Origin of the sequence: Microcoleus sp. D2_18a_B4 (assembly GCF_036702475.1) — a bacterium.
Lineage (GTDB): Bacteria > Cyanobacteriota > Cyanobacteriia > Cyanobacteriales > Microcoleaceae > Microcoleus.
In genome coordinates this window covers 87673-112441 of record NZ_JAUBTL010000008.1, presented here as the reverse complement: position 1 = coordinate 112441, position 24769 = coordinate 87673, and the positions used below count along the sequence as shown (strand labels likewise).

35 protein-coding genes are annotated in these 24769 nt (G+C 44.8%); 29 read left to right on the top strand and 6 right to left on the bottom strand.

Going from position 1 to position 24769, the window contains the following annotated elements:
• Positions 1-63: 63 nt before the first annotated feature.
• From QUB04_RS07390 to QUB04_RS07350, 9 genes are read left to right on the top strand one after another with little or no spacing between them, the layout of a single operon-like run.
• Entirely contained in the window at positions 64-408 is a 345-nt protein-coding gene (locus tag QUB04_RS07390; RefSeq protein ID WP_333282861.1) for a hypothetical protein, read from the top strand.
• A 56-nt stretch (positions 409-464) separates the two neighbouring features.
• The gene (locus tag QUB04_RS07385; protein ID WP_333282857.1) at positions 465-851 is read left to right on the top strand and encodes a hypothetical protein; all 387 of its coding nucleotides are present in this window, start codon (positions 465-467) and stop codon (positions 849-851) included.
• 51 nt (positions 852-902) lie between these two features.
• Complete coding sequence (locus QUB04_RS07380) at positions 903-1235, top strand: hypothetical protein (protein ID WP_333282854.1); 333 nt, start codon at positions 903-905, stop codon at positions 1233-1235.
• Positions 1235-1672 carry a YkgJ family cysteine cluster protein gene (locus tag QUB04_RS07375; RefSeq protein ID WP_333282851.1) on the top strand — a complete coding sequence of 146 codons (438 nt, stop codon included), beginning with the start codon at positions 1235-1237 and terminating at the stop codon, positions 1670-1672. The genes QUB04_RS07380 and QUB04_RS07375 overlap by 1 nt, the downstream gene beginning before the upstream one ends.
• Positions 1673-1677: 5 nt before the next feature.
• Complete coding sequence (locus QUB04_RS07370; RefSeq protein ID WP_333282848.1) at positions 1678-2142, top strand: hypothetical protein; 465 nt, start codon at positions 1678-1680, stop codon at positions 2140-2142.
• A 4-nt stretch (positions 2143-2146) separates the two neighbouring features.
• Positions 2147-2539, top strand: coding sequence for a hypothetical protein (locus tag QUB04_RS07365; RefSeq protein WP_333282845.1), 393 nt, complete (start codon positions 2147-2149; stop codon positions 2537-2539).
• Between the two features lie 2 nt (positions 2540-2541).
• Positions 2542-2787, top strand: a complete 246-nt coding sequence (locus QUB04_RS07360) for a hypothetical protein (RefSeq protein WP_333282842.1) — start codon at positions 2542-2544, stop codon at positions 2785-2787.
• A gap of 10 nt (positions 2788-2797) precedes the next feature.
• A complete protein-coding gene (locus QUB04_RS07355; RefSeq protein ID WP_333282839.1) occupies positions 2798-3013 on the top strand; it encodes a hypothetical protein in 216 nt (71 codons plus the stop codon).
• A gap of 5 nt (positions 3014-3018) precedes the next feature.
• Complete coding sequence (locus QUB04_RS07350; protein WP_333282836.1) at positions 3019-3612, top strand: C39 family peptidase; 594 nt, start codon at positions 3019-3021, stop codon at positions 3610-3612.
• A gap of 314 nt (positions 3613-3926) precedes the next feature.
• On the opposite strand, the gene QUB04_RS07345 is transcribed toward QUB04_RS07350, so the two are convergent.
• From QUB04_RS07345 to QUB04_RS07335, 3 genes are all read right to left on the bottom strand, one after another.
• Entirely contained in the window at positions 3927-4166 is a 240-nt protein-coding gene (locus tag QUB04_RS07345) for a hypothetical protein (RefSeq protein WP_333282834.1), read from the bottom strand.
• A gap of 247 nt (positions 4167-4413) precedes the next feature.
• Positions 4414-6186 carry a DEAD/DEAH box helicase gene (locus QUB04_RS07340; RefSeq protein ID WP_333282831.1) on the bottom strand — a complete coding sequence of 591 codons (1773 nt, stop codon included), beginning with the start codon at positions 6184-6186 and terminating at the stop codon, positions 4414-4416.
• 88 nt (positions 6187-6274) lie between these two features.
• Positions 6275-10024 carry a DUF3987 domain-containing protein gene (locus QUB04_RS07335; protein ID WP_333282828.1) on the bottom strand — a complete coding sequence of 1250 codons (3750 nt, stop codon included), beginning with the start codon at positions 10022-10024 and terminating at the stop codon, positions 6275-6277.
• Positions 10025-10193: 169 nt separating this feature from the next.
• Here QUB04_RS07335 and QUB04_RS07330 point away from each other — a divergent pair, with 169 nt between their 5' ends.
• The 12 genes from QUB04_RS07330 (at position 10194) to QUB04_RS07275 (ending at position 15662) form a co-directional block, all read left to right on the top strand.
• Complete coding sequence (locus tag QUB04_RS07330) at positions 10194-10454, top strand: helix-turn-helix transcriptional regulator (RefSeq protein WP_333282825.1); 261 nt, start codon at positions 10194-10196, stop codon at positions 10452-10454.
• Positions 10455-10481: 27 nt separating this feature from the next.
• The gene (locus QUB04_RS07325) at positions 10482-10733 is read left to right on the top strand and encodes a hypothetical protein (protein ID WP_333282822.1); all 252 of its coding nucleotides are present in this window, start codon (positions 10482-10484) and stop codon (positions 10731-10733) included.
• Between the two features lie 17 nt (positions 10734-10750).
• Positions 10751-11227, top strand: coding sequence for a hypothetical protein (locus QUB04_RS07320; protein WP_333282819.1), 477 nt, complete (start codon positions 10751-10753; stop codon positions 11225-11227).
• Complete coding sequence (locus QUB04_RS07315) at positions 11217-11483, top strand: hypothetical protein (RefSeq protein WP_333282817.1); 267 nt, start codon at positions 11217-11219, stop codon at positions 11481-11483. The genes QUB04_RS07320 and QUB04_RS07315 overlap by 11 nt, the downstream gene beginning before the upstream one ends.
• 82 nt (positions 11484-11565) lie before the next feature.
• Positions 11566-11811, top strand: a complete 246-nt coding sequence (locus QUB04_RS07310) for a hypothetical protein (protein ID WP_333282814.1) — start codon at positions 11566-11568, stop codon at positions 11809-11811.
• A gap of 149 nt (positions 11812-11960) precedes the next feature.
• Positions 11961-12212: a MerR family transcriptional regulator gene (locus tag QUB04_RS07305; protein ID WP_333282811.1), complete on the top strand. Its 252-nt coding sequence runs from the start codon at positions 11961-11963 to the stop codon at positions 12210-12212.
• Position 12213: 1 nt separating this feature from the next.
• Complete coding sequence (locus tag QUB04_RS07300) at positions 12214-12777, top strand: hypothetical protein (protein ID WP_333282808.1); 564 nt, start codon at positions 12214-12216, stop codon at positions 12775-12777.
• A gap of 161 nt (positions 12778-12938) precedes the next feature.
• Entirely contained in the window at positions 12939-13112 is a 174-nt protein-coding gene (locus QUB04_RS07295; protein ID WP_333282805.1) for a hypothetical protein, read from the top strand.
• A gap of 7 nt (positions 13113-13119) precedes the next feature.
• Positions 13120-13416 (top strand): hypothetical protein, encoded by a 297-nt coding sequence (locus QUB04_RS07290; protein ID WP_333282802.1) that lies wholly within the window; start codon positions 13120-13122, stop codon positions 13414-13416.
• Positions 13406-14038: a hypothetical protein gene (locus QUB04_RS07285; protein ID WP_333282799.1), complete on the top strand. Its 633-nt coding sequence runs from the start codon at positions 13406-13408 to the stop codon at positions 14036-14038. The genes QUB04_RS07290 and QUB04_RS07285 overlap by 11 nt, the downstream gene beginning before the upstream one ends.
• Positions 14035-14265, top strand: coding sequence for a hypothetical protein (locus tag QUB04_RS07280; protein ID WP_333282797.1), 231 nt, complete (start codon positions 14035-14037; stop codon positions 14263-14265). Before QUB04_RS07285 ends, QUB04_RS07280 begins: the two co-directional genes overlap by 4 nt.
• Positions 14256-15662, top strand: coding sequence for a hypothetical protein (locus QUB04_RS07275; RefSeq protein ID WP_333282793.1), 1407 nt, complete (start codon positions 14256-14258; stop codon positions 15660-15662). Before QUB04_RS07280 ends, QUB04_RS07275 begins: the two co-directional genes overlap by 10 nt.
• Before the next feature lie 248 nt (positions 15663-15910).
• Here QUB04_RS07275 and QUB04_RS07270 read toward each other — a convergent pair whose 3' ends face one another.
• Positions 15911-16120: a hypothetical protein gene (locus QUB04_RS07270; protein ID WP_333282790.1), complete on the bottom strand. Its 210-nt coding sequence runs from the start codon at positions 16118-16120 to the stop codon at positions 15911-15913.
• Positions 16121-16513: 393 nt separating this feature from the next.
• Entirely contained in the window at positions 16514-16798 is a 285-nt protein-coding gene (locus QUB04_RS07265; RefSeq protein ID WP_333282787.1) for a hypothetical protein, read from the bottom strand.
• Positions 16799-16885: 87 nt separating this feature from the next.
• Here QUB04_RS07265 and QUB04_RS07260 point away from each other — a divergent pair, with 87 nt between their 5' ends.
• The gene (locus tag QUB04_RS07260) at positions 16886-17287 is read left to right on the top strand and encodes a hypothetical protein (RefSeq protein ID WP_333282784.1); all 402 of its coding nucleotides are present in this window, start codon (positions 16886-16888) and stop codon (positions 17285-17287) included.
• A 161-nt stretch (positions 17288-17448) separates the two neighbouring features.
• Here the strand turns inward: QUB04_RS07260 and QUB04_RS07255 are convergent, their stop codons facing one another.
• Complete coding sequence (locus QUB04_RS07255) at positions 17449-17760, bottom strand: hypothetical protein (protein ID WP_333282781.1); 312 nt, start codon at positions 17758-17760, stop codon at positions 17449-17451.
• A gap of 218 nt (positions 17761-17978) precedes the next feature.
• Between QUB04_RS07255 and QUB04_RS07250 the strand changes: the two genes are divergently transcribed.
• The 7 genes from QUB04_RS07250 to QUB04_RS07220 all read left to right on the top strand — a co-directional run bounded on the left by QUB04_RS07250 (position 17979) and on the right by QUB04_RS07220 (position 24746).
• Complete coding sequence (locus QUB04_RS07250; protein WP_333282778.1) at positions 17979-18299, top strand: hypothetical protein; 321 nt, start codon at positions 17979-17981, stop codon at positions 18297-18299.
• 137 nt (positions 18300-18436) lie between these two features.
• Positions 18437-18787: a hypothetical protein gene (locus QUB04_RS07245; RefSeq protein WP_333282775.1), complete on the top strand. Its 351-nt coding sequence runs from the start codon at positions 18437-18439 to the stop codon at positions 18785-18787.
• The gene (locus tag QUB04_RS07240; protein WP_333282772.1) at positions 18777-19007 is read left to right on the top strand and encodes a hypothetical protein; all 231 of its coding nucleotides are present in this window, start codon (positions 18777-18779) and stop codon (positions 19005-19007) included. Before QUB04_RS07245 ends, QUB04_RS07240 begins: the two co-directional genes overlap by 11 nt.
• Complete coding sequence (locus tag QUB04_RS07235) at positions 19004-20104, top strand: ATP-binding protein (protein ID WP_333282769.1); 1101 nt, start codon at positions 19004-19006, stop codon at positions 20102-20104. Before QUB04_RS07240 ends, QUB04_RS07235 begins: the two co-directional genes overlap by 4 nt.
• A gap of 50 nt (positions 20105-20154) precedes the next feature.
• Positions 20155-22353: a hypothetical protein gene (locus QUB04_RS07230; protein ID WP_333282766.1), complete on the top strand. Its 2199-nt coding sequence runs from the start codon at positions 20155-20157 to the stop codon at positions 22351-22353.
• A 57-nt stretch (positions 22354-22410) separates the two neighbouring features.
• Positions 22411-22803, top strand: a complete 393-nt coding sequence (locus QUB04_RS07225) for a helix-turn-helix domain-containing protein (protein ID WP_333282762.1) — start codon at positions 22411-22413, stop codon at positions 22801-22803.
• 11 nt (positions 22804-22814) lie between these two features.
• Entirely contained in the window at positions 22815-24746 is a 1932-nt protein-coding gene (locus QUB04_RS07220; protein ID WP_333282759.1) for a UvrD-helicase domain-containing protein, read from the top strand.
• The last annotated feature ends 23 nt before the right edge of the window (positions 24747-24769 follow it).

The window sequence follows — 24769 nt, the reverse complement described above, 5'->3', positions numbered from 1 at the left end:
AACCGTTGACAGCGACTAGGGCAGAAGACATGATGAAAAAGTCCTGTCTCACACTTTTGGTCTATGCCTGTAGCAAAAGCCTATTACGTTATTGACGGCGCTAGTAACGCGGCCGTACAGCTTACAGAGAATTACGCTGCAATTGCCACCGACCTAGGGTTATCGGGCAAATCAACAACGCCGATTGCAGGTAAAACTGTTTTACGTACTTCAACTTTGATTGGGGCTCGCGAAGGAGGTCGAATCCGAATCAATTACAAAACGGGAGCAAAAACGCGATCAGGGCAGAATATTTTTTGCGCTACTTCAAAAATGGAAGAGGCAATTAGCAGTCTAATTGGCAAAGAATTCGGAACGGGGCGCACGATAATTTCAGCTTCCTACCCTCGTCGCGCTGTGTTCTACTAATCAGTCTCACTTTATTTCCTCATTTGTCAGCCAGTCAATTTACCAATAATTAAATTATGCCAGCAGCTTCTAACAAATTATGCAAAGCTAGTACCGCAAATCCCGGTGGAACTGGCGCTACTGTTGTCTATTTCCGATCCAATGTCAATATGTATTCTGGAGCATTTGCTACCGCTAGCGGAATTGCGGCAGCGGCAGCAAATGAACAATCTAATCCGGCTATGCCCATTAAAAACTTGATTCGATCGGGGCAATTGGTAAGAATGACAGCGGTTACGAAAGGAACTTCAACAGACCCGTCTCGCCAAATTAAGATTCTTGTTACCAATGAAAAAGCAGAAACTATTGGTGCTGCTTTTGCAAATGGAACCAACACAATTCCAGGCATTACAGCGGGAGCAATTGTTGCTGTCCGACGCGCTAACAGAATGCGCCTAAGCTAAATATAGCTTTTTGTTCAACCATTTTTGCAAATTCTACTGTTTCCTAAAATTATGCTTGACATTGAAAACTCTAATTTTTTGGCAGCGTTAAACCATACATCAGTAGCAGCTTGTTTTACCTCTTCTGCCACGCTTCCCGACAATGTTACTCCTGTGCAAGTTTTAAATTCGGTTTTGGAAGCGTATAAAACAACTCAATCCGAAGCCAACGAAGCTAACACTAGCACAGAATTTATCAGCACAATTGTTAACGTTCAAAACGAACCGATCCTTTTTGACGGCAATAACAATCCTTATATGGATGTAGTAAGTACGGTGAGAATTAAAAAAATTCTTACTACTTCAGACGCTCAACCTTACATTTCGCCTTTGCAGATAATTTAATGAATCAAGAAGAAAGGGAATATGTGTCTCCCGTTCCTAGGGTTCATGTTTTGCAGAATTTTCTGGGAGCTGATGGAGAAATTACCGGACAAATTACATCTCAAGTTGGAGCGGATGGCGTTTGGATTCAGTTTGACTGCGAATGTACCGACGCTCTACCAACTTGCAAAGCAGCTTGTTGTGCTTTGCGCGGCACTTATTTAACTCCAGAAGAAGCCAGTTCGGATTTTTATGACTGCTTTGTTGAAGAAGAATCAGGATTGCCAGTATTGCGCCGAGATGCTGACGGCTGGTGCACTTATCTTGATAGAAATACCCGCCGCTGTTCAATTTACGAAAATCGTCCTCAAACTTGCCAAAATTTCCATTGTACGCGAGGCGCTAACGTTCGTGGCTGGAAATTAAGTAACGCTGTTCACCGACATTCGATTAGCTAAAAAAAGTGGGAAACCTACTGGCAGAATTTGGCAATAACACCAATTGGTTGCAGTCAGATAGTCAAAATTTCACCGGATACGGTATTCCTAATTACATTCCGCCGTATGAATTTGAAAAACATATACTAGCAATACATGTTTCTAATTCAGAGGCGAAAGAAAGTTGGAATTTTGCTGGTTGGGTTTCTCAGAAAATTAGACTAGGAGTAGGCCCTAATCAAGCTGCTGAACCTGTCGCTAATCGTAAACTATGGTTGCGGCGAACTCAATTACTTATTTTTCAACCTTTAGCTACTACCTACACATTAGAAATTGGATTTCCTCGGTGGTTTAAACAAGCAAGTCTTACTATATGGGAGTATTGGGGCCCTCAAGCAGATTCCACTGAAAACAAAATTGGCATCGTTCAAGGTACTTTAATTAGACTTGAAAATAAAATCGACACACTACTCCAACAGCATCCGCCGTAATTATATGGCTATTTCTTGGACTAATCTAATAACCAATGCGGCGGGTTTCACTGTTATAGCCGGATTTTTGTGGAAAGGGCTTAAACTGGCCGAAAAATACATCTCCGAACGCACTGCCACTACTATCGAAAACCAGCGCAAAGCTTTAGCACAACACGAGCGCACCATTGCGTTAGAAGCAATTATTGATGTTATCGTAACCAGACTTGATCAGCAAGATAAATTTTTAGAGCGGTGGACTCAAGGAGAATATGAAACCTATAAGGACACTGAAAATGAAGAATACTATGTAGGGCATGATGATGCGTATCATATTCGACAGGACGTTCCCAATTTGCAGAAAAAGGCTGTGAGGCGTTACAACAAAATTAGAACCGACTTTACTACGCCATCCTAAATATGAAATTAGATCTCATCCCTGAAATTGTCCGATCGCTTACACCATGCGCGCTTGGAATAGCTGGTTTTTCTCTAGCGGTGTGCGCCATTTTAAATAGTGAAAGGCTCACAGGTGATCGATTTGCTTATACCTTGGGAGTTGCTGGGACTTTTTTAGGCTCGGCGGCTGGCGGATATAGTCCTCAAAATAGACAATCACAAAATAGAATTAGCGCGGATCAAGTAGATATTGACCAAAGTAAATAAAGTATAGTATGTGGCTTATTACTATCAGCAAGCGGTTGAATTGCTATTTACGCCTGACGCAGCAAAAGAGGATCTAATAGATGCTCTAAGTGATGTAAGCAGCGAATATGGGTACATTTATTGCACCGCTAGACATGAACTTCGACAGAATACCGCGCCAGAGCTAACAAAATTTACTCTGGTTATTGAGGCTTTAAAGTTCAAAATTAAAAATTATAAGGATTAAAAATTATGTCAGCCGTTAAATTACCAGCTCCTTATTTTTCTCAAGTAGACAATGAAAGCTATTATTTTGGTTCTGGCTCAAGGCAATGCTGTCTTACGTCAAATGCGATCGCTGCTAACTACATTTTGCTAGACCGAGGGCTTGAATCTTTAGAAGACAGAGCAAAGCGTCTGGGATTCTTAGAAGCTGAATCAGCGTATGGGGATGTACTAAAAGCTTACGGCGACAGCACAGACCATACCGCTAACACTCAGGCTTTAAAAAAATTTGGGCTTGAAAGTTATTTCAGTACATCCCTGTCAATTGATAACGCGATCACCAGTTTAGATAAAAAACTACCAATGCCCGTGGGTTTACACTATAAATCCAGCGGTCATATCGTTTGTTTAGTTGGTTATGACATTATCAAGGAATTCTTCTGGGTGCACGATCCGTATGGAGTACGCGCCGCTCGTGCGGATTATTACGAAGCAATTGGTGGGCAATCAGGACGATACGACAAATATAGTTTCGAGATTATGGAAGATTTATGGACAGCGCGCTCTGACGGTTGGGGTCGAGTATTTACTTCTATTGGTGGCAAAGCCACTGGTTTATAAAAAATCCCCCTTAATAAGGGGGGGAAGGTTAAGTCGCCTAACGACATCAAAGGTTTTTGCAAGAATTCCACAATTAGCGAGTTACGCGGAGTGCAGAGTGATCAACCCTAGAAGGGATTAACTGGGAGGCTGACATCCCGCGGCCTGTGTACAGCGCACTTATTGCCAGCCACCACAATTATATTACTTTTGACACTGTTGCAACACTTCACGCGCATCAAGATTGTAAACGTGCTGCCTTTGTCCGGTTGAGTGGTTCACCTGAAATCCTAAGTATTCGCAGGCGATCAGAAATTTATCAAAGCGAAGCATTATTAGCTGAAAAGATTTTTCAAGTAATAATTTTCATCAATTTTGTTGTCGCACACAACCATTGACTTAGCTGCTTGTTCGGCTAGCGTTCGATTCCACCCTTTGAATTCTGATTTAGCTACCAATTCAAGTTCTGGCATAACGATGGCCTCTAGGTGAAATACATTTTTTGGTGAATCGTCATAATAACAAGAGCTTTCTATTGTAAATTTCCAGTTTGACCAGTAAAATGTAGTTTTCATTGCTAGATCTTAATTACGGTACAATTCAACTTCAACAATGGAGATATTCTGATTGGCAGGATGACGTTTTTCTTCAGCTAAGCGTTGTTCAGCATCCGAGCGAGTTGCGAAAACTTTACAATTGCAGCTTGTTTCAGGCCCTAGCTCAACTCTTCTCGGATTTGTTCCACCACATCCCACTCCTTCAGGTGTTCCAATCGCGTGATCGCCAACTCCACCAATTCCGCGGTTTCTAGTTCTTGGCGGTTCATGGGTTATCCTGCAAAAGTTCAGTAAATATTTTTTGCTCGTTTGGCGACAGCGCTTGCCAGACTTTACGGCGATCGGCTAATCCTTTGTCGCAAACTTCCGTCAGTATAGGCTGAATAGTTTTAGCTAAAACTGAATCTTGGTCTAAAATAGGCTGCCACATCATTTCTACTAATTCGGTTTCGTCGGAGGTTAATCCTTTACCTGTTGCAAGGTGCAATTCTTTCCAAGCCCATTCTTTCGGGTATCCCAACTTTTCGGCTAAATATCTCCATGTAGCCAAAGAGACTGTATGTAAAACCGCTTGCTCGTTTAATTCATGCTTGAACCTGTAATACACCCAAACAGGCTTCAATCTTTGCTCTATAGCCACTTGGAATAGTCTATCAATCAACTCCCGCAATCCTAAAGGAACAAAATCTGACAAGCCAAAAGAATATACTTTGCTGTCAACATTAGCTGCTAAATCCTTGCTTTGTGCAGGGCCTCCACTTCCTAATTCAAATCGATTTTCGGTAAGACAGCTAGGACAAGAAGAAATCAATTTTTTCATCTCATGAGGCAAAGGCCTATAAGAATGTTGACATTTTTGACAATCCAGATAAAAAAAACGTTTATCTTCTTCATCAAGAGGTGTAGGGTGTAAACTCCACGCGCTTCTACGAAAATCTTCAGGCCCTCCCAAGTATCGGCGATTTTGTGTGTGATCTATAAAAACCGCATACTCTTTCCCTGGCATAATTCTCAATCCGCGACCAAGCATCTGGAGCCACATCGAGGTTGATTTCGTAGGTCGAACTATTTGAACACACTCAATAGCTGGCAAATCAAACCCTTCAGAAACAATTCCACAGTTACACAAAACTTGAATTTCTCCATTAGTAAATCGACTTAAAATGTTTTTGCGTTCATCTTTAGCGGTTTCCCCATCTAGGTGATCTGACGAAATACCCTCGTTTTGAAATTCTTGAGCATATTGTTGCGACCGTAAAACATCTACCGCAAAAACAACGGTACGCAACCCCTGAGCGTGTTTTTTCCATTCCCCCACTACATCACAAGGCTCAATTTGTGCGCCTACTGCCTTAGCCAAAGCATTAGGGTTAAAATCTCCATTTGCTGTTTTGGTTTTTGAAGTGTCTACAGTCTTGGTTGTAGAAAATAATTTGTAACCAGAAAGGTATTTGCCGTCTTCTCCCCAATCTTCGTCATCACCCCTTAACCCGCCCATTAATGCCGCTGCTGACGGCCCGCAAATCAACTCATCAAACAACCAGTGGAAGCCTTGACCGTCAATTCTGCATGGTGTAGCCGTGCAACCTAAAATTTTAGCGTTTGGATAAAGCTCTAAAATTGTTGTGTAAGTTTTTGAAACTGCGTGATGAGCCTCATCAACAATAATCAAATCTGCATCTGGTTTATTCTTGCGCCTTATCAGTGTTTGGACTGAGGCAACTTGCAACTCATAGGAATGAGTGGGAAAGCCAGACTTGATAACACCGACCGGAACCCCGGCAACCGCTTCTAACTTTTCCCGTGCCTGTAAAATCAATTCTTCCCGGTGTGCCAACACCAACACACTTTGACCTTGTTCGGCAAACTTGCGGGCAAGGTGTGCAAAAATTACAGTTTTTCCCCCTCCCGTCGCCAACTGAAGCATAATTCGGCGATGAGACTGCCAAGCGGCTTCAATCTTCTCAATAAGTGTTAACTGGTACGGTCTGAGAGTGTAAGTAGGTGTGATGACTTCGATAATTGCGTTTTCCATCATTTTTTCTCTCTCTAGAGTGGGCGAACAAAGCACGAGTGAAGACTACTGAAAGCCTTGCAGAATATAAACTTTTTGGGCGAACAACTCGCTAACTCAGCGCATCCCGAATCTCATCCACTGCGTCATGTTCTTTAAGAAATTCCAGCCGTGTGATCGCCAACTCCACTAAGTCCGCAGGATGAGCCGCCGCCACATCTGTCACAGCGCCATCGAAAACTGCCTCCATTAAATTTGTGGCTAAATCCCGAACTGCAATCCAATGCAGAATCGTAGATTTGTCGGTTTCTCGAAGAAGTGTGATCGCCCGATCAATAAGTTCTGGCGCAAAAACTCGATACAGGTGATCGACTTCGTTCGGATCGTCGCTGCTGCCCAAAATTTGCTGCATGGCTTCGAGTACGTGTCCGACTTCTGCCGGAATTTCCACTGCCAACAATTCTGTAAAAGTTTTTTGCTCGGCATCGCCCAGGGCTCCCCATACTTTTTTGCGATCGGCGGCACCGGTGCCACAAACTTCTTTGAGGATGCCTCGCACCTGTTGAGCAAAATAAGCGTCTTTTTCGGTAACAGCTTTTTGCAAATATTCCAAAAGTTCAATTTCAGACTCGTTTAGCTGGTTAGAATTTTCCAAGTGTTGTCGTTTGTTGTCATTTGTTGTCGTTTGTTGTCGCGGTGTTGTCGCGGGTTTTTCTGACTCTGTAAGGGTTTGAGGGTTAAGTGTTGTCATTTCTGGAAAACTCATATTTGCTGAATTTTCTTTCCACTGCCTTGCCTCATCCGCCGCCCTCTTGTCGGAAGCCTCTAAAAGTTCATTAGGAACCAGTGAAATTAAATTGTTGTAATTTTCAGAAATTTGAGAACACTCTTCAGTGAACTCATCAATAAGGCCGTCGGAAATACTTTCCGTGTGCGCGAGAGAATTTGCCTGAGAATTTTCAGAAATATATACTTTGGGATTTTGACAACACACAGCACTCAAAGCTTTATTCTCTATGGGTTTGAGTGCGACAACACCCCCGACAACAGGCGACAACAATGACAACAAATTTAGAGTTTTATCTTTGAAAGTGCCGTAACCCGCATCGGCGATCGCCTGCAAAAACTTTTGTGCAAAATATGCAGAGAATTTTTTGCCCTCAATCTGCAAGCGTCTAAATCTAGATTGGCAAAGTTGACGTGTTGTTAGGGTGCCGCCCTGCTGTTGGGCAAATTTTAGGATATCGAGCAAAATTCCTTCGATCGGCTGCTGCTGTGCTGACTTGCTCTGTAATAGTAAAAACTGGTTGCAGTAGAACAGCGAGAGTCGCACAGCCTTGTGCATAATTTCAGGAGTTACCCGCGATGGAATTTCCGGCGCCCCTAGATTTTCTAAGCAGTGCAGCACGATCGCAAAGCGGCCAACATAAGATTGCTGCTTCCCTACAAATTGAGAATATGTAGGATTGTCACCAAAACTAGCTTGTTGAATATGTCGCAGTTGTTCCCAGTAGTCCCAATAAATATCAGCAGTACGAGCGGGCATGGTAAGTAAGGTTTCAGGGATGCGCTCTAAAGCCTTGATTAACTCTGTCATCATCCGATTTAGACTTACTCGCACTGTCGGACGCTGTGCAAAATTATCTGGTATCCCAGCAACAGCCGGCAGGAATCGCGACAACATCCCATCTGGATCTGAAGTCATATTGAAAATGCGACGGGCAATATCTGGCTGGATAGTACCCGTAATATTGATGGTTTGCTCTTTGAACGTATAGCTATCAGCTTTTAGATCGACGCGATCGACACTTCCCTCAAGTCTGCCGTTCCACGCCTCTAGTAAAAATTGGCGCTGTCCGCTGTTGCCGCCAGTGAATTGGTCTAGTGAGTCAAACAACCCTGATAATTCATCCTGTAGCAGCAAGCAGCCGTGTTTAGGCTGTTGTTCAGCAATGCGCTTAGTTATCGCTTGTGCCGATGCCCGCTGGGGATTGAAAATCCACTTTTTAGGTTTGCAGTGTTTCTCGTTGAAAACCCGTGGATTTTCCTCACTCTCAGCTTTTTCGGCGCGCTCCTCTTTCGACATCTCTTTCCAAGCTTCCTCTAGTTGCACAAGCTCGTTTAAGACTTCATCAATCCGTTCTTGTTCGGCTGCCTGCATTTTCTTAAGAGGCTTGACCAAACTGTTTTGAGTCGCCGATTTACCCGTAGAGGCGTAACCAACGTCTACGGTATAGATAATGGGATATTCCACCCACGCGTCGTCCTCTTCATCCCCTGGTTTTATTTCGATTCCTACGTGTCCGCCAAGCATCGTTCCTACTACCGGCAACAAAGACTGCACAATTCGCACAGGGTCTATGCGATCGCTTTCTGCTTTAGAAAGCAACGCAGTTGCCAGCGCCGGAGGGAAAAACTCGCGTAGGTTGATCGACGTATTTTGAATTTGGTGGAGTTGCTTGAATTTGGAAGTCGAATCTAGGATCGACCAATCTAAGTTTTGCTCTGCCTGCCGCTCTACAAGAATTTCTCTGAAGTCTCTGGGAGATAACCCGGCTCGTTTCGCCGCTGCGATCGCCCCGATGATCTGATTTGTCGGCGTCAACTCTTCTTCTAGCAGGCTGTCGGCGTGTTCAATGATTTCTGTAGCGGGTGCTGGCTCTGGGGTGTAATTAGCAGGGTGTTTGAGGACATTATTGGGTTTTGGATTTTGGGTATTGGGTTTTAGATTATGGGTTTGGCGCTGCTGCTGACGATCAGGTATCTGTACACCGACCTTACCCGCAAGTTCCATCACCACTTCATGAAATTCTTTGCCAGTCGGGGAACCGGTGCCACCCTTGATTTGGTGGAGGAACTGCACAGGCCCGCCACCAACACCACAGCCGAAACACTTAAATAGCTTTTCCGCAGGGGAGACACTGAAGCTCCCAGTTTTCTCCTGATGGAACGGGCACAAACCTTTAAGACTGTCGCCCGACTTTTTAAGCGCTACCCAGTTGCCATAAAATTCCTCAGCGTCCAGTCGCGGCAGAATCTCATTATCAAGAATATCCACCAAAGATTTTTCGGCATCTATATATATAGTGTTTTGCACCGATGGTTTTTTCGGCAACTCCACCGCTGGCGCTTCCCTCATCAGATCCAGAATGAAATACGGCACTTCTGCGATATCGCCTTCATTTTTCCAGAAGTACGGTTTCCCGGTATCCGGGTGAATAGATGGCGGTAAAGTGCTGCACTCATTCCATCGGAATTCGAGTTTCTGACAAAACTCGCTGTTGTTGCAGCTGTAGATTTCTGTCAACTTTTTGGTGATCGCCGGGGGAATCGGTGAGGTTGTGCCAGACTCCCATTGTTCAATGTTTTCTACCGTAGTTTCGACTGTTTGGGCGATCGCTTCTGTGCTTAATCCCAATTCGATGCGATACGCAGGATTGAGGATAAAGAATTTAGTCGGCTTCAATCCTTCCCACTTTTCCTCTGGCACTTCCAGCAGAATTTGAAAATGCCCTTCCTTGCCAGAACTCCAGCGCTTTGTCGTCGGATAGGAATCGCCGCCACTGAGCGCGCAATATTTCTTGTAAGCCAGCGGGCCGTCAAAATCTACAGCCATAATGCCACCGGACAGCGGGCCCGTCACGATGCTCACCCCAGTCCACAAGGTTTTCTTGCCGTCGTTATTAGTTTGTGATCGAATAGCCGCTATCAACGTTTCGCGACTTAACCGTTCCTTATTCCACGCTGGCCACTGGTTCGCCTTTCCCTTGCACGGAGTTAGGGCCCAATCTTCGGGCATTTTTGCGATCGCTTCAATCAACTTTTCGATGTGGCTGGGATTTGTGGCGTACATATCGTACATAAAGGCGACCTCTGCTACTGGATAAATTACTGATTTTTTGTGGCGATTGAGTTGAAAAATTGAATGAAGCGGCAAGTCCAGGCTGGAATCTAGGCTTGCCGCCTGTTGTTCATCAGGGAGAAGGATATACGGTTTACGTATTGCGTAAACCGTATATTTTCAGTATACTATGGAAATACCGAAAAAATCACAACGATTAACGCCCGTGATTCTCAGAAAAAAACTAGGTTGGACTCAAGAGCAGACTGCTAGAGCAATTGGAGTTAGACCAGCTACCCTAAGCAATTGGGAAGCTGGCCATGTTCCACGTGTGACTCCATCTTTGATAAAAAAAATGATGGAAGTTTACAACTGCTCTCTTGATGATTTGATTGAAGCTTTTGAGCGTGGGGATTGGACGCACAATCCTCAAAATTCTGGAGACGTGTAAAGGTCAACAATTCCGAAGTTAAGCTTTATGCGTCATTTAGTTGAATTGCATTTGGAAGATGATTATTACTATGTTTCCGAAATTACGACAAAACCTTTGAGGGTTATTACTTACAGGGGACATTTTTTTGAGCTTCGGCTGGGGGATAAGGCTATTCCTACTATTCTCACTACTGGCGAAAGAGTAATAACTCATGTCTACGATCGAGTAGAAGGTGATGCGTTGAGAAACTTAAACGGCATGGCAATAGTGAGTTTAGTAGATACCAGAAAATTTTGAGCAGTAAAGAGGAATAAATGACAGACCAAATTGAAAACTATCAACGCAAAATGGACGCCGAATACTTCGCCGCCAATTTCAAGAAAGAACACTGGCCCGCAGACCCATTTGAAACGGGAATCATGACCGATGCCAGTTATCTCGACATTGCCGACCTGGCCGCTATTTTCAAAGCTGGTAAAGCTTTACAAGAAGAAGGCAACGAGGCTTTTTATCATGGTTTGATTAATTTCAAGCGATCGCAGGATGAGAATTGGGAAGCCGTAGTTAAGGTTAATCCGCTGTACCTTGATGCTAGGCGTCAACGGATGCTTGAAATCTCCGAGCTTTTATCTGATTTTTATTTTGGTAATTGTGAGGATTTTGCCCAAAAGTGGAATGAAATATTAGACATGAACGATCCACAGCTTGCGGAAATGCTGCGACAGGTTGAGGAAGTGCTAGGTCTAACACCCAGAGAGATGAAAATTATGGAGGTGATTGATGAAAATTAGAATTCCAGTGAAAAATACCAGCGGATTTAAAGGCACTGCTGAATGTTTGGGTTTAGACACTTCTGAAGTTGTCGCTTTCCATTTGGACAAACACGGTGATTTGCACTTGTGGTATCGGGGAACGCCTGATTCTGTAGTAATTACAGAAAAAGAAATCGGCGCTGAGTATTTCACCGATTTGTTAACGCTGATTTGTAGCGACTTTCAGCATATCGATGATGTAAAACTTCCAGTTCCCTTACTCAATCCCAATTAACTAATTGAAATGCCCTGCGGTGCGAGACAAGCACCCAGGGCTGACCGTCCACTCCCGCTAACAAGATAGGAATAGAATCGATATGCCTAATATATCAACAATTGCGCGCCCTGTTGCAATATTTCAGGGTGTTGCAGAATTTCCCGACGAATTTGACCCCATAGAGTTACTGTGGTTGGTACAAGCCAAATATGAAATAACTGCTGAGCAATTTGCTCAGGTTTTCGGTGTTGAGCCTGATACTGTTTATCACTGGGGTTCGACTCGCAAATGTGGCCGCTTAGCTAGAATTCGTGCAGCCACACTTAAGCGAGACTGGGGCTTTTAATCTTAATTTTCATAATCAGGATTTTATCCGTTTACCCCTCCTAGTGAGGGGTTTATTGTTGGTGTAATCGGGTGCGGAATCGTTGCGGATAGCACCGCACCCGCTAACCAGTCCGCAACTATTCAGCAACGGAGGAAGTAACTAAAAATGTGAAATCAGCGAACTGTGAACATTTCAGAACAAAGTCAGAGGTGCTGGCAGAACTAGGAATTTCAGAAACAACTCTGCGGAATTACAGAAAATTACTCACCGATTCCGCACCTGAAGAGTTTCACCATCAAAAAAACGAGAAAGTTTACACCCCAGAAAGTTTTGCCGCTCTCCAGCGAGTTGCCCAACTTTTTCGCCAAAACCTCAGCAAACAGCAAGTCCGAAACACACTAATCAGAGAAGGAATCTAAAATGCACACAGTCGAAAAACTCGCTAGCGATTTAACCGTCACCCCTGGACGCATCAACAGTATTTCCAAGGCGCTGTTTAAGCAAGAAAAATCCAGCTTTACCCCAGAGGAAGTCCAAGAAATTTCTGGAGTCGTGGCGTACATGAAGGATCGCCAAGAGCGCTCGATCGCCAAAGCCGCCACTGCATACCGCGAAGGAGTTATCAGCCAAGTTCGAGCCAATCCCCGCGAGCACGCGCCGCAGAATGCGATCGCCACAACTGGCAAAGAACTGGGAAATGTCAGTATTGCTCAGGAAGATTTAGCGATCGCCCGTACTCGCGCTATCCGTCGCGCCGTGGGAATTCGCGAGGCTGAGTATGATATTTTGGCTCAACTTTTGGATGGCGGTTTTTCTACGGCGGACTTACCTGAAGAAGTGGCAGAAATCTTAGAAGCCTCGGTAAGTCGGGTTTATGATGCCGGCTTGGGAAAATTCGATGCAGTCGGGGGCTACCTACCAGCACTCGCAGCCGGAACCAGCAATATGCCGATGCTGGCATCAGCCGAAAATTACGCCGCATAGACTTGTCCGATCGGCTGCTGATACTTCTTTGGTTGTCAGCAGTCACTACCCAAAATTCTGAGGAACCCGAAATGCTCGATTTTTTAAAAGTGTTCTGGCAATTCTTGCGGCAACCGATCGCAAATGATGTTCCGGTCTATCTACTTGTGGGGGTTTGCTAGATGGGATTAATTGATTATTGTGGCTTTGATATTCGGATAGAAAAACATAATAATTTTTTCAATTTTTATGTTTTTGATGGCAGAGGAGCTTTAGTCTATGGCAATTTTCATTTTGAAGAAGACACAGGATTAAACACTGTAATAACCTGGATTGACAATCTACTGGGAAATTAGAAACTTTATGCAGCAAGAAAAATACCAGCACCCGATTTTTAGTGTAGACACACCCGGAACAGTTATTGTCACGAATCGCCCGCAGCATCAACCAACCGTACAGAAAGCCTCGTTATTTTTCGGGGGTGGTTTGCTCTTATTAGTTGGAGCCGTGGGAGGACTGACCGCAGGGAATTATTTTGCAGAGCGTCGAGTTATAGAGGCTCAAAATGCTTTGCAACTCGAACAGTTACAGCGGGCGGCTACCACAAAGCAGATTCAAGAATTTTGCAGGGAAAGTTTAGGGGGGAATTATGGCAGATGATTTTTTCACGGCAATGCTTGCCGGCGATGCTCAAAAAAGTTTCGACTCTGAATTAGCCGTCGGCAGTTCTAACGGTGATCAACTTTTGTCGAGGCTCGGAGTTCCAACCGGGCGGTTATCTGATGAATCTGTAGCAGCATTTGAAAAAACCGCAGAAAACGAGGTTGCCCAATTAGCGCTACAGCGCAAACTCACAGCAGCGACAAAAACTTACACGAACGCGATCGCCAAGATTGCAGAGGAAGAAAATAAGCGCCGGGAACAGGGAATTCTTACCCAAAACAAGCTCAACGAACTGAAGGCAGAGGCGGCAATAGCTTGGGCAAAATATCAAAGTCAGACTCAAGTGCTGATGGCTCAAACTAAAAATTCTGTTTCTCTATTGGGCTACAAAACCAGGGAAGAAATTCTCTATCAGGACAAGGTGCATTTACTCAAACAGGAGCAAGAGCGCGAACGGTACGCCGCACGGTATCAACAGGCAGAGGCTCGACACCAAACTTGGTTACAGAATTTGAGAGAGGGAATTGCAGCGGCGATTTCTAAAGCTAGGGGTAATTCTCCACAGTTGCAAGGTAATAGAGTTTTTGGAATTTTTGAAGGGAAGAAAGAAAGAGCATGAATTCTAAAATTCTAATTTTCGGGGGCTGGCTAGTAGCAGGATGGAGCGCTGCGTTACTGCTGGCTCTTTTTATTAAGCACAGTCCGGCAATTCAGTTCGGCGTTTTACTGGCGCTTCTAGGTTTTGGAGCGATCACCCTCGTGATTGCATTTTTTGCACCAAGTACCCGCCCGTGGTTAGCACTGATTTCTGTAATCGTGATTTTAGGGGGGCTGGCATGGCTTTAGATACTAGGAGCGATCGCATTTTGTGGGGAATCGGAAATCTGGTGATCGGCGCTTTGGCGATTCCCTTCTGTTATGGATTGTCGAGCAAGGATTTTGCCTCATTCAAATTTCTGAGCGCTGCTGTAGGTGTGGGGGCTGGCATAAATTCTGTGCGGTTATTCTACGAACATGAACAGGGGGCCGGAGTGCGATCAGCATGGCGAACTTCTGCGGAAATGGTTTCGGCGGCTTGGATTGAAGAAATCGCCATGACTAATTCGCCTCCTAGTTTTCGGCCTCCGGTGCATCAGCTAACGAAAGAAGAGGAGGATTTTATGTACGCGCAATATTTGCGAGAACGTGCGCGATACAAACCAGAGCAAAAAGATTTTTCCGAAATATTGGTCGAGCATTCGGTTTCGGTACCGCCGCCAACTGAAGATTTACCCGATCGTGGCGACAGTCGGCAATATGGAAAAATGCCGGGTATTTCCTGGTATCCCTCGCTGCTAATTTATGGAATTCCGGGTGCTGGCAAAACTACTTTTGTGGAGGAAGAAATTCAAAAAAGATTAGCCACCGGACACGAGGTAATAGTTCTCGATCCTCATGCTAGTTATGGTCAATGGGAGGGCTGCGAGGTTGTGGGCGATGGGATGGATTATAAAGCGATTGATGCAAAAATAACCTGGTTTAAGAATGAAGTCGAACGCCGCTACAAAATCCGCAGAAGCCAGAAAAATCCCAAATTTGCACCTCTAACGATTCTTACTGAGGAATTCACCAATTGGGCGGATCGCTGCAAATATAGTGGCGAACACTTCAAAACTGTTAACAGCGACATCCGAAAGGTTGAATGTTATTCAATAATCGTTACCCATACCCGCACTCTAGCTGGTTTAGGTGATGCTAAGGGGATGGCTTCTCTCCGGGATGAGAGTATGTTAGAGGTTGAAATATTGGGCGATTACGATCCAGTAACTGAGAGGGCAACACCGAGGTTTGAGGCATTAGTTAAAATGCCGGGTCAGGCGTTGGGCGATCGTACTTTGGTGAAAATTGAGAAAAAATCAGAGGAGGTTTTACCCGTTCCGGTTTCGTCTCCTGGAACACCGCAGCGCAAACCGGAAAAACCTGGAACACCTGACGGAATAAGGGTGGAACGGTTTTCAGGCTTGTTGGCTGAAATTTTGGCAGAGACTGCACCGGCTGTATTTTCGGTAGAGTTTCCCCTGGAACACGAGGACAGACTACAACTAGCTCAATTAGTAATTGCCGAAAATCTGGGAACCGAAAAAACTATTTTGCTGCTGTGGGGAGTGCGTCGCGGTGGCAGAAATCATCACCTTTATGTAGAGGCAAAAGCGATGCTCGATCGGCTGATTGAACAAATAAAAGCTGAAGGTGATACAATTTAAGAGGACAAATTACTACCCTGTAGCAAAGCAACTATCAAGTCACCCCAGATAGTTGCTTTTTTGTTGTCGAATTGATAGTATTGATTTGTTATCCCACTTCGAGATATTCTGCTATTATGTGGCTCTAAGCGCGGACGGGAACCCTACCCTGTCAATTTGAGGTGAACGGCTACCGATAGACTTAGTAGGGAAGAAAAGTTCAACTGGTGAAAACAGTAATGCGGGGCGCGACTCGCGCCAATAAACGCTTAAGATTTGTAATTATTCAATTGTAAAATCACAAACGCTTTCAACTGGTGCAAATCCAAAAAATTGTAAAGCCCAACCTGCGTAGCTTCTCCACTAGGAAAATTGATTTGTAATCCTGGTATCTCTTCATCGTAGAAACAGGGTTCGACTGAGTAAACTTCACCGTCAATCTGAAATTCAATTTTCTTTGATAAGTTTGCAAGCTCCATGATTTCTCCTAATTTTTGACAACGCGGGGCGCTACTCCCGCAATGCGCTATTTAATCAATACTCTCCTATCAAACAACATCATTTAGGTAAATTTTCATACATCTCCTCAATGGAATCCCAACGGGATTCTACTAAGTCACTAGGTTTGCGGTAGCCTTCGTTTTGCGGCCACCAGTGACCATACAATGTCTCGCATCCCTCCCTGAAAAGGCGCACAGCGTACGCTTGCGCTTGCTTTTTAGAAGAGAATTCAACTTCTAAAAAGTTTGCGGGATTGGTAAAATATCTCATATTTTTTCCTCCTAAATGCCCGTAAAATTTAGGGCATCCCTAATAGGGATTATGTTAATTTTAGCGGGGCGCGACTCCCGCTGATGGGCTATGAAAAATGATTAATTTTCCTCTTCATTTAAATTTTGTAAAAAGTCAATTGCCCATTCTTCATAAAAATCCTCGCACCCTTCATCTGTATCGCAGTAATTGTCGCGTGATTCGGTGAGTGATACGTTGTCTCCGACCAATTCATAGCCATCCGCCATGCCACCATTCTCAAAAACGAATTGCCCAAATCGAGCATTGGATTCTAGTTCAAATCTGCCGTCTATTTTCTCAGCCCAAATACCCCACGATTGATCGTAGGATAAAGATCCGGTGAGATAGGTTTTTAAAGTTGTCATTTTGCGTTGCTCCTTGCTTGTTTGATTTCAACCATGCCATAATCATACATAGCTTATTTGATTGTGTCAAGGTCAAAATCAAAAACAATGAAAAATAGTTCTAACACCTTAACTGGTAAGGTTTCCACTAAAAAGCCAAGAGGAAAAAACGGAGGGCGAATACCTTTACCGGAGGAGGAAAAAGCCGAAACTTTGTACGTATCGTTGCCAAGATGGCTACTAGAAGCCTTTAAAAAACTTGTGCCGCGAGGTATAGATCGCAGCAAGCTAATTATCAATTGGGTCAGGGCTTATGCCGTTGCTGGCGGTGAGAGCGATCGACTATTGATGCAGTCATCTGTTGCTGTGGAAGTTTTGGGCTACTTGGAAGCCACTAATGCACCCCAGGAATTGATAGATAAAGTCGAGTCGGCGATCGTGGCACGGGTTTTCGATGACGTGAGAATTGCTGAGGGAGTAACGCAGGTAGGGGATAGTTTTATAGTTTAGGGTTTTGCGGCCGCTATCGAGTGCACGGTAGCGGCTGCAATTTTTAGTTAGCTCGATGTTTTGACTTTTTGCTTGCCTGTACCTTGCTTCTGCTTAGCCGTGGTAGCCGCGGGCGGCCTTGGACTCGATCAAAATTTCTGCTGTGTTCATTTTGTTGGCTCCTATTTTTGATTCATTTTTATCAACCATGCACCTAGTAGCCCAAACCCACCAAGGACTCCGCCTCCCACTCCGAACATCAATGCAGGAGAAGTCGGTCGATATGGCTCTGGTGCTGGCGGAGGCGTAGGAACTGCTGGAGATGATGGAGTTACAGGTGATGGAGTCGGGTATGTGTTACGCGGGTAATAGCGATCGCCCCGGTTCCTTTTCCCCTTCTTCGCTGCTTCAGTTGGAGCAGCAATTATTGTTGTCGCAAATCCGCTCAACAGTATCAGCAGCGATCGGCGCGACAGTTTAGTAGAATGGTTCATGTTCTGAAAAAAGATAGTGATAGGGGTATCAATATTTTCTCAGAACGCCACACCAGCAATAACATTTTCAGCCCGTCAAATTCTTTGAGTTTGGCGGGCTGAACGTTTAATCGTGCCTTGGTGGCAATCTTCGATCATTTTTTAACTCTTTTGCCTCGGTGTACTTCGTACACTACTGTAGCTAGATTTTGTTGCAGATGTCAACCGGGGTGACTAAAATGAGTATAGAATTGCCAGAAGGGGAAAAAATGTTAGTAAGTCTTGATGATGTTCGATTTATATCGTGGAACCCTGACAAGGGAAGGCTTTTAGAAAAAGCGCGAGGTAAAAAGTCTCGGCGACAGTTAGCTGAAGAAATTAAAGACTTAGGCGGTAGTTGTAGCCACCAAAACATAAAAAATCTTGAGTACGGAATGTCTGAAATGGTTTCCGTGGAAGTCTTGCAGAGTGTTTGCTCTGCTCTCAATATCCATATGGCTAAATTTGTAGAGATCTACTGTGTCGTGAAAATAGTACCTGGCAACAATAGTGCTAATTGAGGGTTGACATTGGATAGCCCACTGTCTAATATAAGGACAGACAGCAAAAACCCGCCGCTAGTGTTCAGCCCGCGACGGGTTCCGCTCTCCCCCTTATCAAGGGGAGCCACACAATTTACCTGTGAGGTAACTCAATTATGCCATCAGGCTTACTCAGCCGCCGCCAGTTTTTAGCAACGATGTTCACGCCAGTGATCCACCTTCCGCCGATCGCCCCCGCAGTCAAGCCCCCGCTACCAGGAATCAAAAAACCAGAATTCTGGTTTGGAGAAAAAGTCGAGTTCACCTGGACTGATGAAAATAGCGGTCAATTCCACACCGAGCGAGGGGAAATTGTCGGGGCAAACTGGAACCAGCCAGACAACCAGTGGGAATATGCCGTTACTTGGCTTAGCTCCACCGCGTACCCCACAGACAACTACCCGATCGCCGATAGCAACTTTGTTACAGCAGATATTCTTTCGAGGGTGAAAGCGTATGCGAATTAAACTTTTCAACTTTCAGGGGGAGTGCATCCGGGAAGCCAACATCGGATCTACTGCCTTAGTGGCACCAAGTACGATCGGTTTCAAAGGAATGTTTTTCAAACTCAAAATGCACGTCACCACGAAGGATGGCAGCCGTGAAGAGTTTCTTAAGTATCAGCAGTGTCGGGGTGCATTTTTATCTGATATCGAGATCATCAAAGGAGTTGAGGTAGAAGCATGAGCATGTTCAAAAAAGCTACCAAAGCTCAAATCAAAATCCGACTCGCGATATCTGGCGCATCGGGTTCGGGAAAAACTTTTTCTGCTTTGTCGATCGCCTCTTATCTCGGAAAGTCGATCGCACTTATCGACACCGAACACGGTTCAGCTTCCCGGTATGCCGACAAATTCCAATTCGATGTTTGCGAGCTAGAGAATCACCACCCCGGCCAATATATCCAAGCTATTCAAGCGGCAGAGCAAGCTAGTTACGAAGTGATTATCATTGATTCACTTTCTCATGCTTGGTTTTCCGAACTCGAACTCGCTGGCAAGGGATTTGATGGCTGGAAAAACGTCAGACCGCTAGAACGTAAATTAATTGACGCGATGATCGGTAGTAAAGCTCATATCATCGCCACGATGCGCTCAAAAACTGAATATGTGATGGAGGAGTACACCGCTAAAGATGGTCGCTCAAAAACTGCACCCAAAAAAATCGGGACAGCACCGGTGCAAAGTTCTGGTATTGAGTATGAATTTGATGTTGCTGGCGAGATGGACTACCAGCACATTTTGACAATCTCAAAATCCCGATGCCCAGAACTAACCGATCGCACTTTCTTGAACCCAGGGCGTGAAATTGCAGAAATTCTCAAAAACTGGATGCAGGGAACCGAACCGCAACCCGCAGCCACTCCCCAGTTTGTTGCACCCCCGCCAAAAGTGGCACCAGCGCCGATGGCAAGCAAGCAATTAAAAGTAGCTGCACCGACTCCCAAGCCTTCGCCAGCCACCAACCCTGCCGCCAGCAGCGCCGTCGCAGACACACTGCACAGATTGAAATGGACTGATTTCCAAATTCAAAATTGCTTAGTCGCCAATTTCAACAAAGTTCATCCGACCGAATTAACGGATGAGGAGTTGCTGGATTTTCTCGATTACTTAGCAGTTTTTGAAGCCACGAGCGCCGAAGTCAAGCGACTCAAGTGGACACCAGAACAAGGCAAGGACGTTCTTAAACTTCAATTTGGTATCGAGACTCGCAACAATTTGAATTTTAAGCAGTTGTCGGAATTCTTGGAGCTCCTTAAGCAACAACCCGCAAACCCTAACTAAACACAACTCCCAGGCAGCTCCTGGGAGCTACTCACCACACTACGAAAATTATGTGCATTCAAACTCGCATCCAAAGAATTCTCGAAGAAAAGGCAGCCCTGGACGCTCAAGTCCAAAAATTAGAGCAACTCGAAATTAAGACGGCTCCTATCAAAACTCTGTTGTCGGAACTTCTCGCAGATTACTCCGATGTTGCACCGGAAGATTTGGCTAGTATTTGGCAGGAGATTTTGGCGATCGGTAGCAAGTTTAATTTGTCGCCACAACCGTTAACAGCCGACGAACTGAAACAGTGGGAAGCTACTAATGCTGAGAATGAAAGACTGCGAGAAGAGGCTCGCGACAATGCAATCTTTTGGGGGGCGGTAAAGGAGGCAAATGAAAAATTGAAAGAGCAACTAGAAGAAGCTCACGCCGAAATCACCGAACAGGACAGAGCTTGGGGAGAAATTAGTGACGAAAATGACGATCTAAAAGCTGCACCAGAACCCGAAACAATCGAAAGCATTTTGAAGGCTAAAGGATTCTTTGAAACTGACCACTTGGAAGATTATGACGACAAATATGAAACCTACCGGGGCTGGGACGTGTATTACAGTTTCCCGAATGGCGGTATAGTCTCGATCGGATTGTATTCGGCGTCATACAATCAGGCGTGGGATGTTAGTACAGAGTACATTCAGGAAATTGATCCAACTTTCCCTGAGTCGCTGGCAGATTCTGACGAGATCGTGAAGTGGACGCGGGCATTGATTGACCAAGTAGAAAACTTGCAAGTTCCCGGTCAGTTGGCTCTAGAATTTTCCGAAACTACACCAGAACCTACCAAACTGCAAAAATTATTAGAAGGTAACAGCAATTTCACTTTTGAGGAATTGGGCATCAGTGTTGCGATCGAGTCGGTAATTGCTCCGGCCGATGACACGGTAGATTACAATTCAGAAGAGGTGCAAATTACAGTGTGCAACTCAACTGGGGGAACTCGTAAATATTACGAATCGGCTCAAACTTTCGTCTATCAGCATTCCCCTGAGAACCTTGAGCAAGCGGCATTAGGGTATGCCCGGTTTTTCCTACAAGAACTAGAGAAAGAGGCAAAGATTAAAGAAAAAGTCGGACGCTGGAATGCTGACGAAACTTTAGCGTCTAATAAAAGCACTCCAGAGCCGATCGCTGAATCAGCTACCGCCGAACCCGCAGGGCCCGAAACAGAAACCAATTTTGAAGCATTGGGATTTACTGTTTCAGTACACCCGCAATATACCGGCGAAAATCTAGTTGGTGCAACTTTCCGATTTTTCTCCCAAACTTTTAAAGGTGCGGATGGAAATCCTAAGTTGGTATTCTCAACATCTCAACTGCCGTTTGAGATTGGCGATCGTACTTGGAAAATTTGCGCTTGCGACTTAATCCGAGATTGGCGGGATAAGGAAGCCACTCGACTAGAAAAACTAGCCAATCCTCACGCCACTGAGGAAGATAAATTTGTAGAGCTCGTGAAGTTGACGCCCGCAGTCGGCTATATCAAGCGCCGAGATAATGGGGAACTGATTTCAGCTTATGCTGCCTTTGCTAACCGCGACACTGCCGGAGAAAAAACAGAAACTCTGGCTAAACCCAGAGCCAAAAAATGGAAAGAATTCTGGCACAGCAGTTTTGAGAGTTGCGGTTGGAAAGTCGAAGAACCTCGAAAAGTGAAGCGGATGCAATCGGAACCAGGGGCGAAACAGCAATTTGCCTATGAAATTAAAATTAGTGGCAAATTCTCGATCGGGCAGTTGCAAAAATTAGCTGAGGAAGATTTTAGTTTGTTGCCTAATGAAATCGCTGCGACCAAACCTGCGGAACCAGTAACCACACCAGCGCCGATTTACAGGGTGATCGTAAATGGATTTGAAATGGCAAGTGGTAAAGGTAATGAAGTTTTGTCGCGCTTTGAAGAAGAATTGGTAGAGTTTGGAGATGCCGGAAAAACTTCAGTAAGTTTGATGCGCGGATCTGAAGTAGTCGAGCGTTACGCGGTAGCGGATTTTGATTTTGTCGAGGCTCAGGACTTTGACGCGGAAAATCCCGAATATTTTGTATTGCACCGACCAACTAAAACTAATTTTCGGGTTTACCGTTCTCTAGCATCTGGTTTGGACTGGATAAATTCAATTTATCCCTACCGCCCTAATCTTTTTAACACCAAAGAAGCGGCCGCCGTTGATGGAGTTCGGAGAAAATTGAAAGCTGAAAAGGCTAAGTAATGTAAATTCTATTCCCGGTGTAACAGCCGGGAATCTTTAATAATAGGAGTCGCCACAATGGACAAACAATCATTGCCACCTCTGCCGATGGTGCATTCAGAGTTAGATGAATACGGCTTAGATCCTTACGAGTTCCGCATTTACGCACATATCGTCCGCCGTACTGGGGGAAAGCTTGACGGTGAGTGCTTTGCAAAACTTAAAAAAATAACAGAAGTTTGCCAAATGAGTGTTAGAAAAGCTCAATATGCACTTACGACTTTATGTGAAGCAGGTTTAATAACAAAAGAGCGCCGTCAGGGTAAGACTGATGTTTACCGATTAGCACCTAAAAGCAATTGGAAGTCTAAACAAGAAATTGATAAAATCAGAAAAACAGCCAAAACTCACCAACCCAAGGTAAAGAAAGATGTTTCACACATTCAATCGCTAACTATCAACATTTACTAGGAGTCGCCACAATGGAATTAGAGTTGTCGAAATATCAAGCCGATATTTTATTCGCAGTTCAGCAGCGCTGTGAAGTGTTGGTGGGTGAACCAATCAAAGGGTTGTTAATTGAAGCCCTCGCAGGGACTGGGAAAAGCTTTGTGCTCGTTGAGATTTGCTCTTTATTGCGAGACTTAGGTATCAAACCTGATGAAGTCCGGCTGGTAGTATTCGGCCGCAAAAACAAAGACGACTTAGCAACTAAGCTTGGGGCAAGAATCGGGAGTAGCTGGAAAAACTCGGTCAATACTCTACACAGTTTGAGTTACCAAATCTTACGGGAAGCGCTCAGCACCGATCATAAAACTTTCAAGCTCCAAAACTGGAAGTATGAAGACATAGCAAGCGCTTTAGGATATACTCGACGGACTGAATATGTGGGCAAGAATCGCCGCTATATCCCAGGTAATCTATTTTCTAATTCTCCTGAAGACAAAGTTAGGGAATTGGAGCGTGAATTTTTACAATTGTTGGAATTGCTGCGGTTATACTGTGCACCCCCTTACAGAGAAAGCATTACTGAGTTAGTTGAACTCCACAACCTTGACATTCCAGTCAATGAAAAAGTAGTTACAGCAGCGGCAGAATGCTTAAAAGTTGGATTAAATAGCGCGGTCAAAGATTACGTAATCGACTGTACCGATATGTCGTGGGTACTTTGGATGGAGCGCCATAAGTGCAAAGGTACACTCGAAAAATGGCGATCACAATTTCGCATGATTGCAGTGGATGAATGTCAGGATACAGATGTGCTCCAATTAAATATTCTGTCACTACTGATAAACCCAGCCAAAAACTTTCTAGTTGCAGTGGGTGACAAGCATCAGGCAGTTTACAGCTTCCGTGGCTGCGTTTCTGACGGGGTGGAAAAATTCACCGAAATGTTCAACTGTGAAACTTTGCAATTGCCCGTGAATTACCGCTGCGGGCGATCGCATCTCGAACTTGTCCGAAAGATTTTTCCCAATATTCCGATCGAACCGCATCCAGGCGCGGGAATAGGGGAAATTAAGATTTTGAGACACGATGAGTTTCTCTCTCTGTTTCAGGATGAGTCGAAATCCTACATCGGTGTTTGCCGAAAAAATGCACCACTTTTGATTTATGCAATTAAACTGCTGGCAGCGGGCAAGCCGGCAAAAATCAAAGACAAGAGTTTAGGCAAGCGGGTTTTAGATGAAGTTGAGCGAATTATCACTAAATCTAAGACTCCTTACGATGTCGCCACATTTCCGCAAGCTTTGGCAGACTATGAGGCGAAAGAGCGTGATCGATTGCTGAAATATAAAGACAGTGAGGCGCGGATTTCACTGTTGACCGATATGCTGGCGGCGGTGTTAGCTCTTTTCGAGGCTTACCAGCCGGAAGACTTGGGAATCTGGACACTGGTGATCAATAAAATCTTTGACGAGTCGGACGGACGCCGGTGTATCAACCTCTATTCAATCCACTCTGGCAAGGGAGGGGAAGGGGATGTTGCCTTTATTATTGAGCCAGAGTTGATGCCTTTTTCGCACAAAGGGCAAACCGCAGAGGAGAAAGAGCAAGAAAACAACTTGCTCTATGTCGCCCTGACCAGGCCCAAGGAAGTTTTAGCGCTGGTGCTGGGGGAAGATAAAAGCCCTAGTGATATTTCGTGGTTGCCCAAGGAATATATAGACGTGGTGACAAAAAGTGAAGTAACAGCTTCCGAGGTAACTCATCAGTTTGACGAGACAGCACCGTGCTTAGCCTTGACAGCAACTACTGTCGAACTAGCCACCTCCGAAGTAGAAGTAACCCAAGAAGAATTGATCGAACTTTTGGCAAAAATCCAAAATCTGCCCCGCCCAAAACTTCGGACAATTTTTCGAGAGCTAGTCGATCGGCTCGGAAAAGACTCCATTGCCGACCTACTCCGATAAGCCAATTGGGTACGTATCTGGTA

What these genes read in the sequence shown, in the direction of transcription:
- QUB04_RS07390 (WP_333282861.1), top strand. Translation starts at nt 64, where the DNA reads ATGCCTGTAGCAAAAGCCTATTACGTTATTGACGGCGCTAGTAACGCG.
- QUB04_RS07385 (WP_333282857.1), top strand. Translation starts at nt 465, where the DNA reads ATGCCAGCAGCTTCTAACAAATTATGCAAAGCTAGTACCGCAAATCCC.
- QUB04_RS07380 (WP_333282854.1), top strand. Translation starts at nt 903, where the DNA reads ATGCTTGACATTGAAAACTCTAATTTTTTGGCAGCGTTAAACCATACA.
- QUB04_RS07375 (WP_333282851.1), top strand. Translation starts at nt 1,235, where the DNA reads ATGAATCAAGAAGAAAGGGAATATGTGTCTCCCGTTCCTAGGGTTCAT.
- QUB04_RS07365 (WP_333282845.1), top strand. Translation starts at nt 2,147, where the DNA reads ATGGCTATTTCTTGGACTAATCTAATAACCAATGCGGCGGGTTTCACT.
- QUB04_RS07360 (WP_333282842.1), top strand. Translation starts at nt 2,542, where the DNA reads ATGAAATTAGATCTCATCCCTGAAATTGTCCGATCGCTTACACCATGC.
- QUB04_RS07350 (WP_333282836.1), top strand. Translation starts at nt 3,019, where the DNA reads ATGTCAGCCGTTAAATTACCAGCTCCTTATTTTTCTCAAGTAGACAAT.
- QUB04_RS07345 (WP_333282834.1), bottom strand. Translation starts at nt 4,166, where the DNA reads ATGAAAACTACATTTTACTGGTCAAACTGGAAATTTACAATAGAAAGC.
- QUB04_RS07340 (WP_333282831.1), bottom strand. Translation starts at nt 6,186, where the DNA reads ATGATGGAAAACGCAATTATCGAAGTCATCACACCTACTTACACTCTC.
- QUB04_RS07335 (WP_333282828.1), bottom strand. Translation starts at nt 10,024, where the DNA reads ATGTACGATATGTACGCCACAAATCCCAGCCACATCGAAAAGTTGATT.
- QUB04_RS07330 (WP_333282825.1), top strand. Translation starts at nt 10,194, where the DNA reads ATGGAAATACCGAAAAAATCACAACGATTAACGCCCGTGATTCTCAGA.
- QUB04_RS07325 (WP_333282822.1), top strand. Translation starts at nt 10,482, where the DNA reads ATGCGTCATTTAGTTGAATTGCATTTGGAAGATGATTATTACTATGTT.
- QUB04_RS07320 (WP_333282819.1), top strand. Translation starts at nt 10,751, where the DNA reads ATGACAGACCAAATTGAAAACTATCAACGCAAAATGGACGCCGAATAC.
- QUB04_RS07315 (WP_333282817.1), top strand. Translation starts at nt 11,217, where the DNA reads ATGAAAATTAGAATTCCAGTGAAAAATACCAGCGGATTTAAAGGCACT.
- QUB04_RS07310 (WP_333282814.1), top strand. Translation starts at nt 11,566, where the DNA reads ATGCCTAATATATCAACAATTGCGCGCCCTGTTGCAATATTTCAGGGT.
- QUB04_RS07300 (WP_333282808.1), top strand. Translation starts at nt 12,214, where the DNA reads ATGCACACAGTCGAAAAACTCGCTAGCGATTTAACCGTCACCCCTGGA.
- QUB04_RS07295 (WP_333282805.1), top strand. Translation starts at nt 12,939, where the DNA reads ATGGGATTAATTGATTATTGTGGCTTTGATATTCGGATAGAAAAACAT.
- QUB04_RS07290 (WP_333282802.1), top strand. Translation starts at nt 13,120, where the DNA reads ATGCAGCAAGAAAAATACCAGCACCCGATTTTTAGTGTAGACACACCC.
- QUB04_RS07285 (WP_333282799.1), top strand. Translation starts at nt 13,406, where the DNA reads ATGGCAGATGATTTTTTCACGGCAATGCTTGCCGGCGATGCTCAAAAA.
- QUB04_RS07280 (WP_333282797.1), top strand. Translation starts at nt 14,035, where the DNA reads ATGAATTCTAAAATTCTAATTTTCGGGGGCTGGCTAGTAGCAGGATGG.
- QUB04_RS07275 (WP_333282793.1), top strand. Translation starts at nt 14,256, where the DNA reads ATGGCTTTAGATACTAGGAGCGATCGCATTTTGTGGGGAATCGGAAAT.
- QUB04_RS07270 (WP_333282790.1), bottom strand. Translation starts at nt 16,120, where the DNA reads ATGGAGCTTGCAAACTTATCAAAGAAAATTGAATTTCAGATTGACGGT.
- QUB04_RS07265 (WP_333282787.1), bottom strand. Translation starts at nt 16,798, where the DNA reads ATGACAACTTTAAAAACCTATCTCACCGGATCTTTATCCTACGATCAA.
- QUB04_RS07260 (WP_333282784.1), top strand. Translation starts at nt 16,886, where the DNA reads ATGAAAAATAGTTCTAACACCTTAACTGGTAAGGTTTCCACTAAAAAG.
- QUB04_RS07255 (WP_333282781.1), bottom strand. Translation starts at nt 17,760, where the DNA reads ATGAACCATTCTACTAAACTGTCGCGCCGATCGCTGCTGATACTGTTG.
- QUB04_RS07250 (WP_333282778.1), top strand. Translation starts at nt 17,979, where the DNA reads ATGAGTATAGAATTGCCAGAAGGGGAAAAAATGTTAGTAAGTCTTGAT.
- QUB04_RS07245 (WP_333282775.1), top strand. Translation starts at nt 18,437, where the DNA reads ATGCCATCAGGCTTACTCAGCCGCCGCCAGTTTTTAGCAACGATGTTC.
- QUB04_RS07240 (WP_333282772.1), top strand. Translation starts at nt 18,777, where the DNA reads ATGCGAATTAAACTTTTCAACTTTCAGGGGGAGTGCATCCGGGAAGCC.
- QUB04_RS07235 (WP_333282769.1), top strand. Translation starts at nt 19,004, where the DNA reads ATGAGCATGTTCAAAAAAGCTACCAAAGCTCAAATCAAAATCCGACTC.
- QUB04_RS07230 (WP_333282766.1), top strand. Translation starts at nt 20,155, where the DNA reads ATGTGCATTCAAACTCGCATCCAAAGAATTCTCGAAGAAAAGGCAGCC.
- QUB04_RS07225 (WP_333282762.1), top strand. Translation starts at nt 22,411, where the DNA reads ATGGACAAACAATCATTGCCACCTCTGCCGATGGTGCATTCAGAGTTA.
- QUB04_RS07220 (WP_333282759.1), top strand. Translation starts at nt 22,815, where the DNA reads ATGGAATTAGAGTTGTCGAAATATCAAGCCGATATTTTATTCGCAGTT.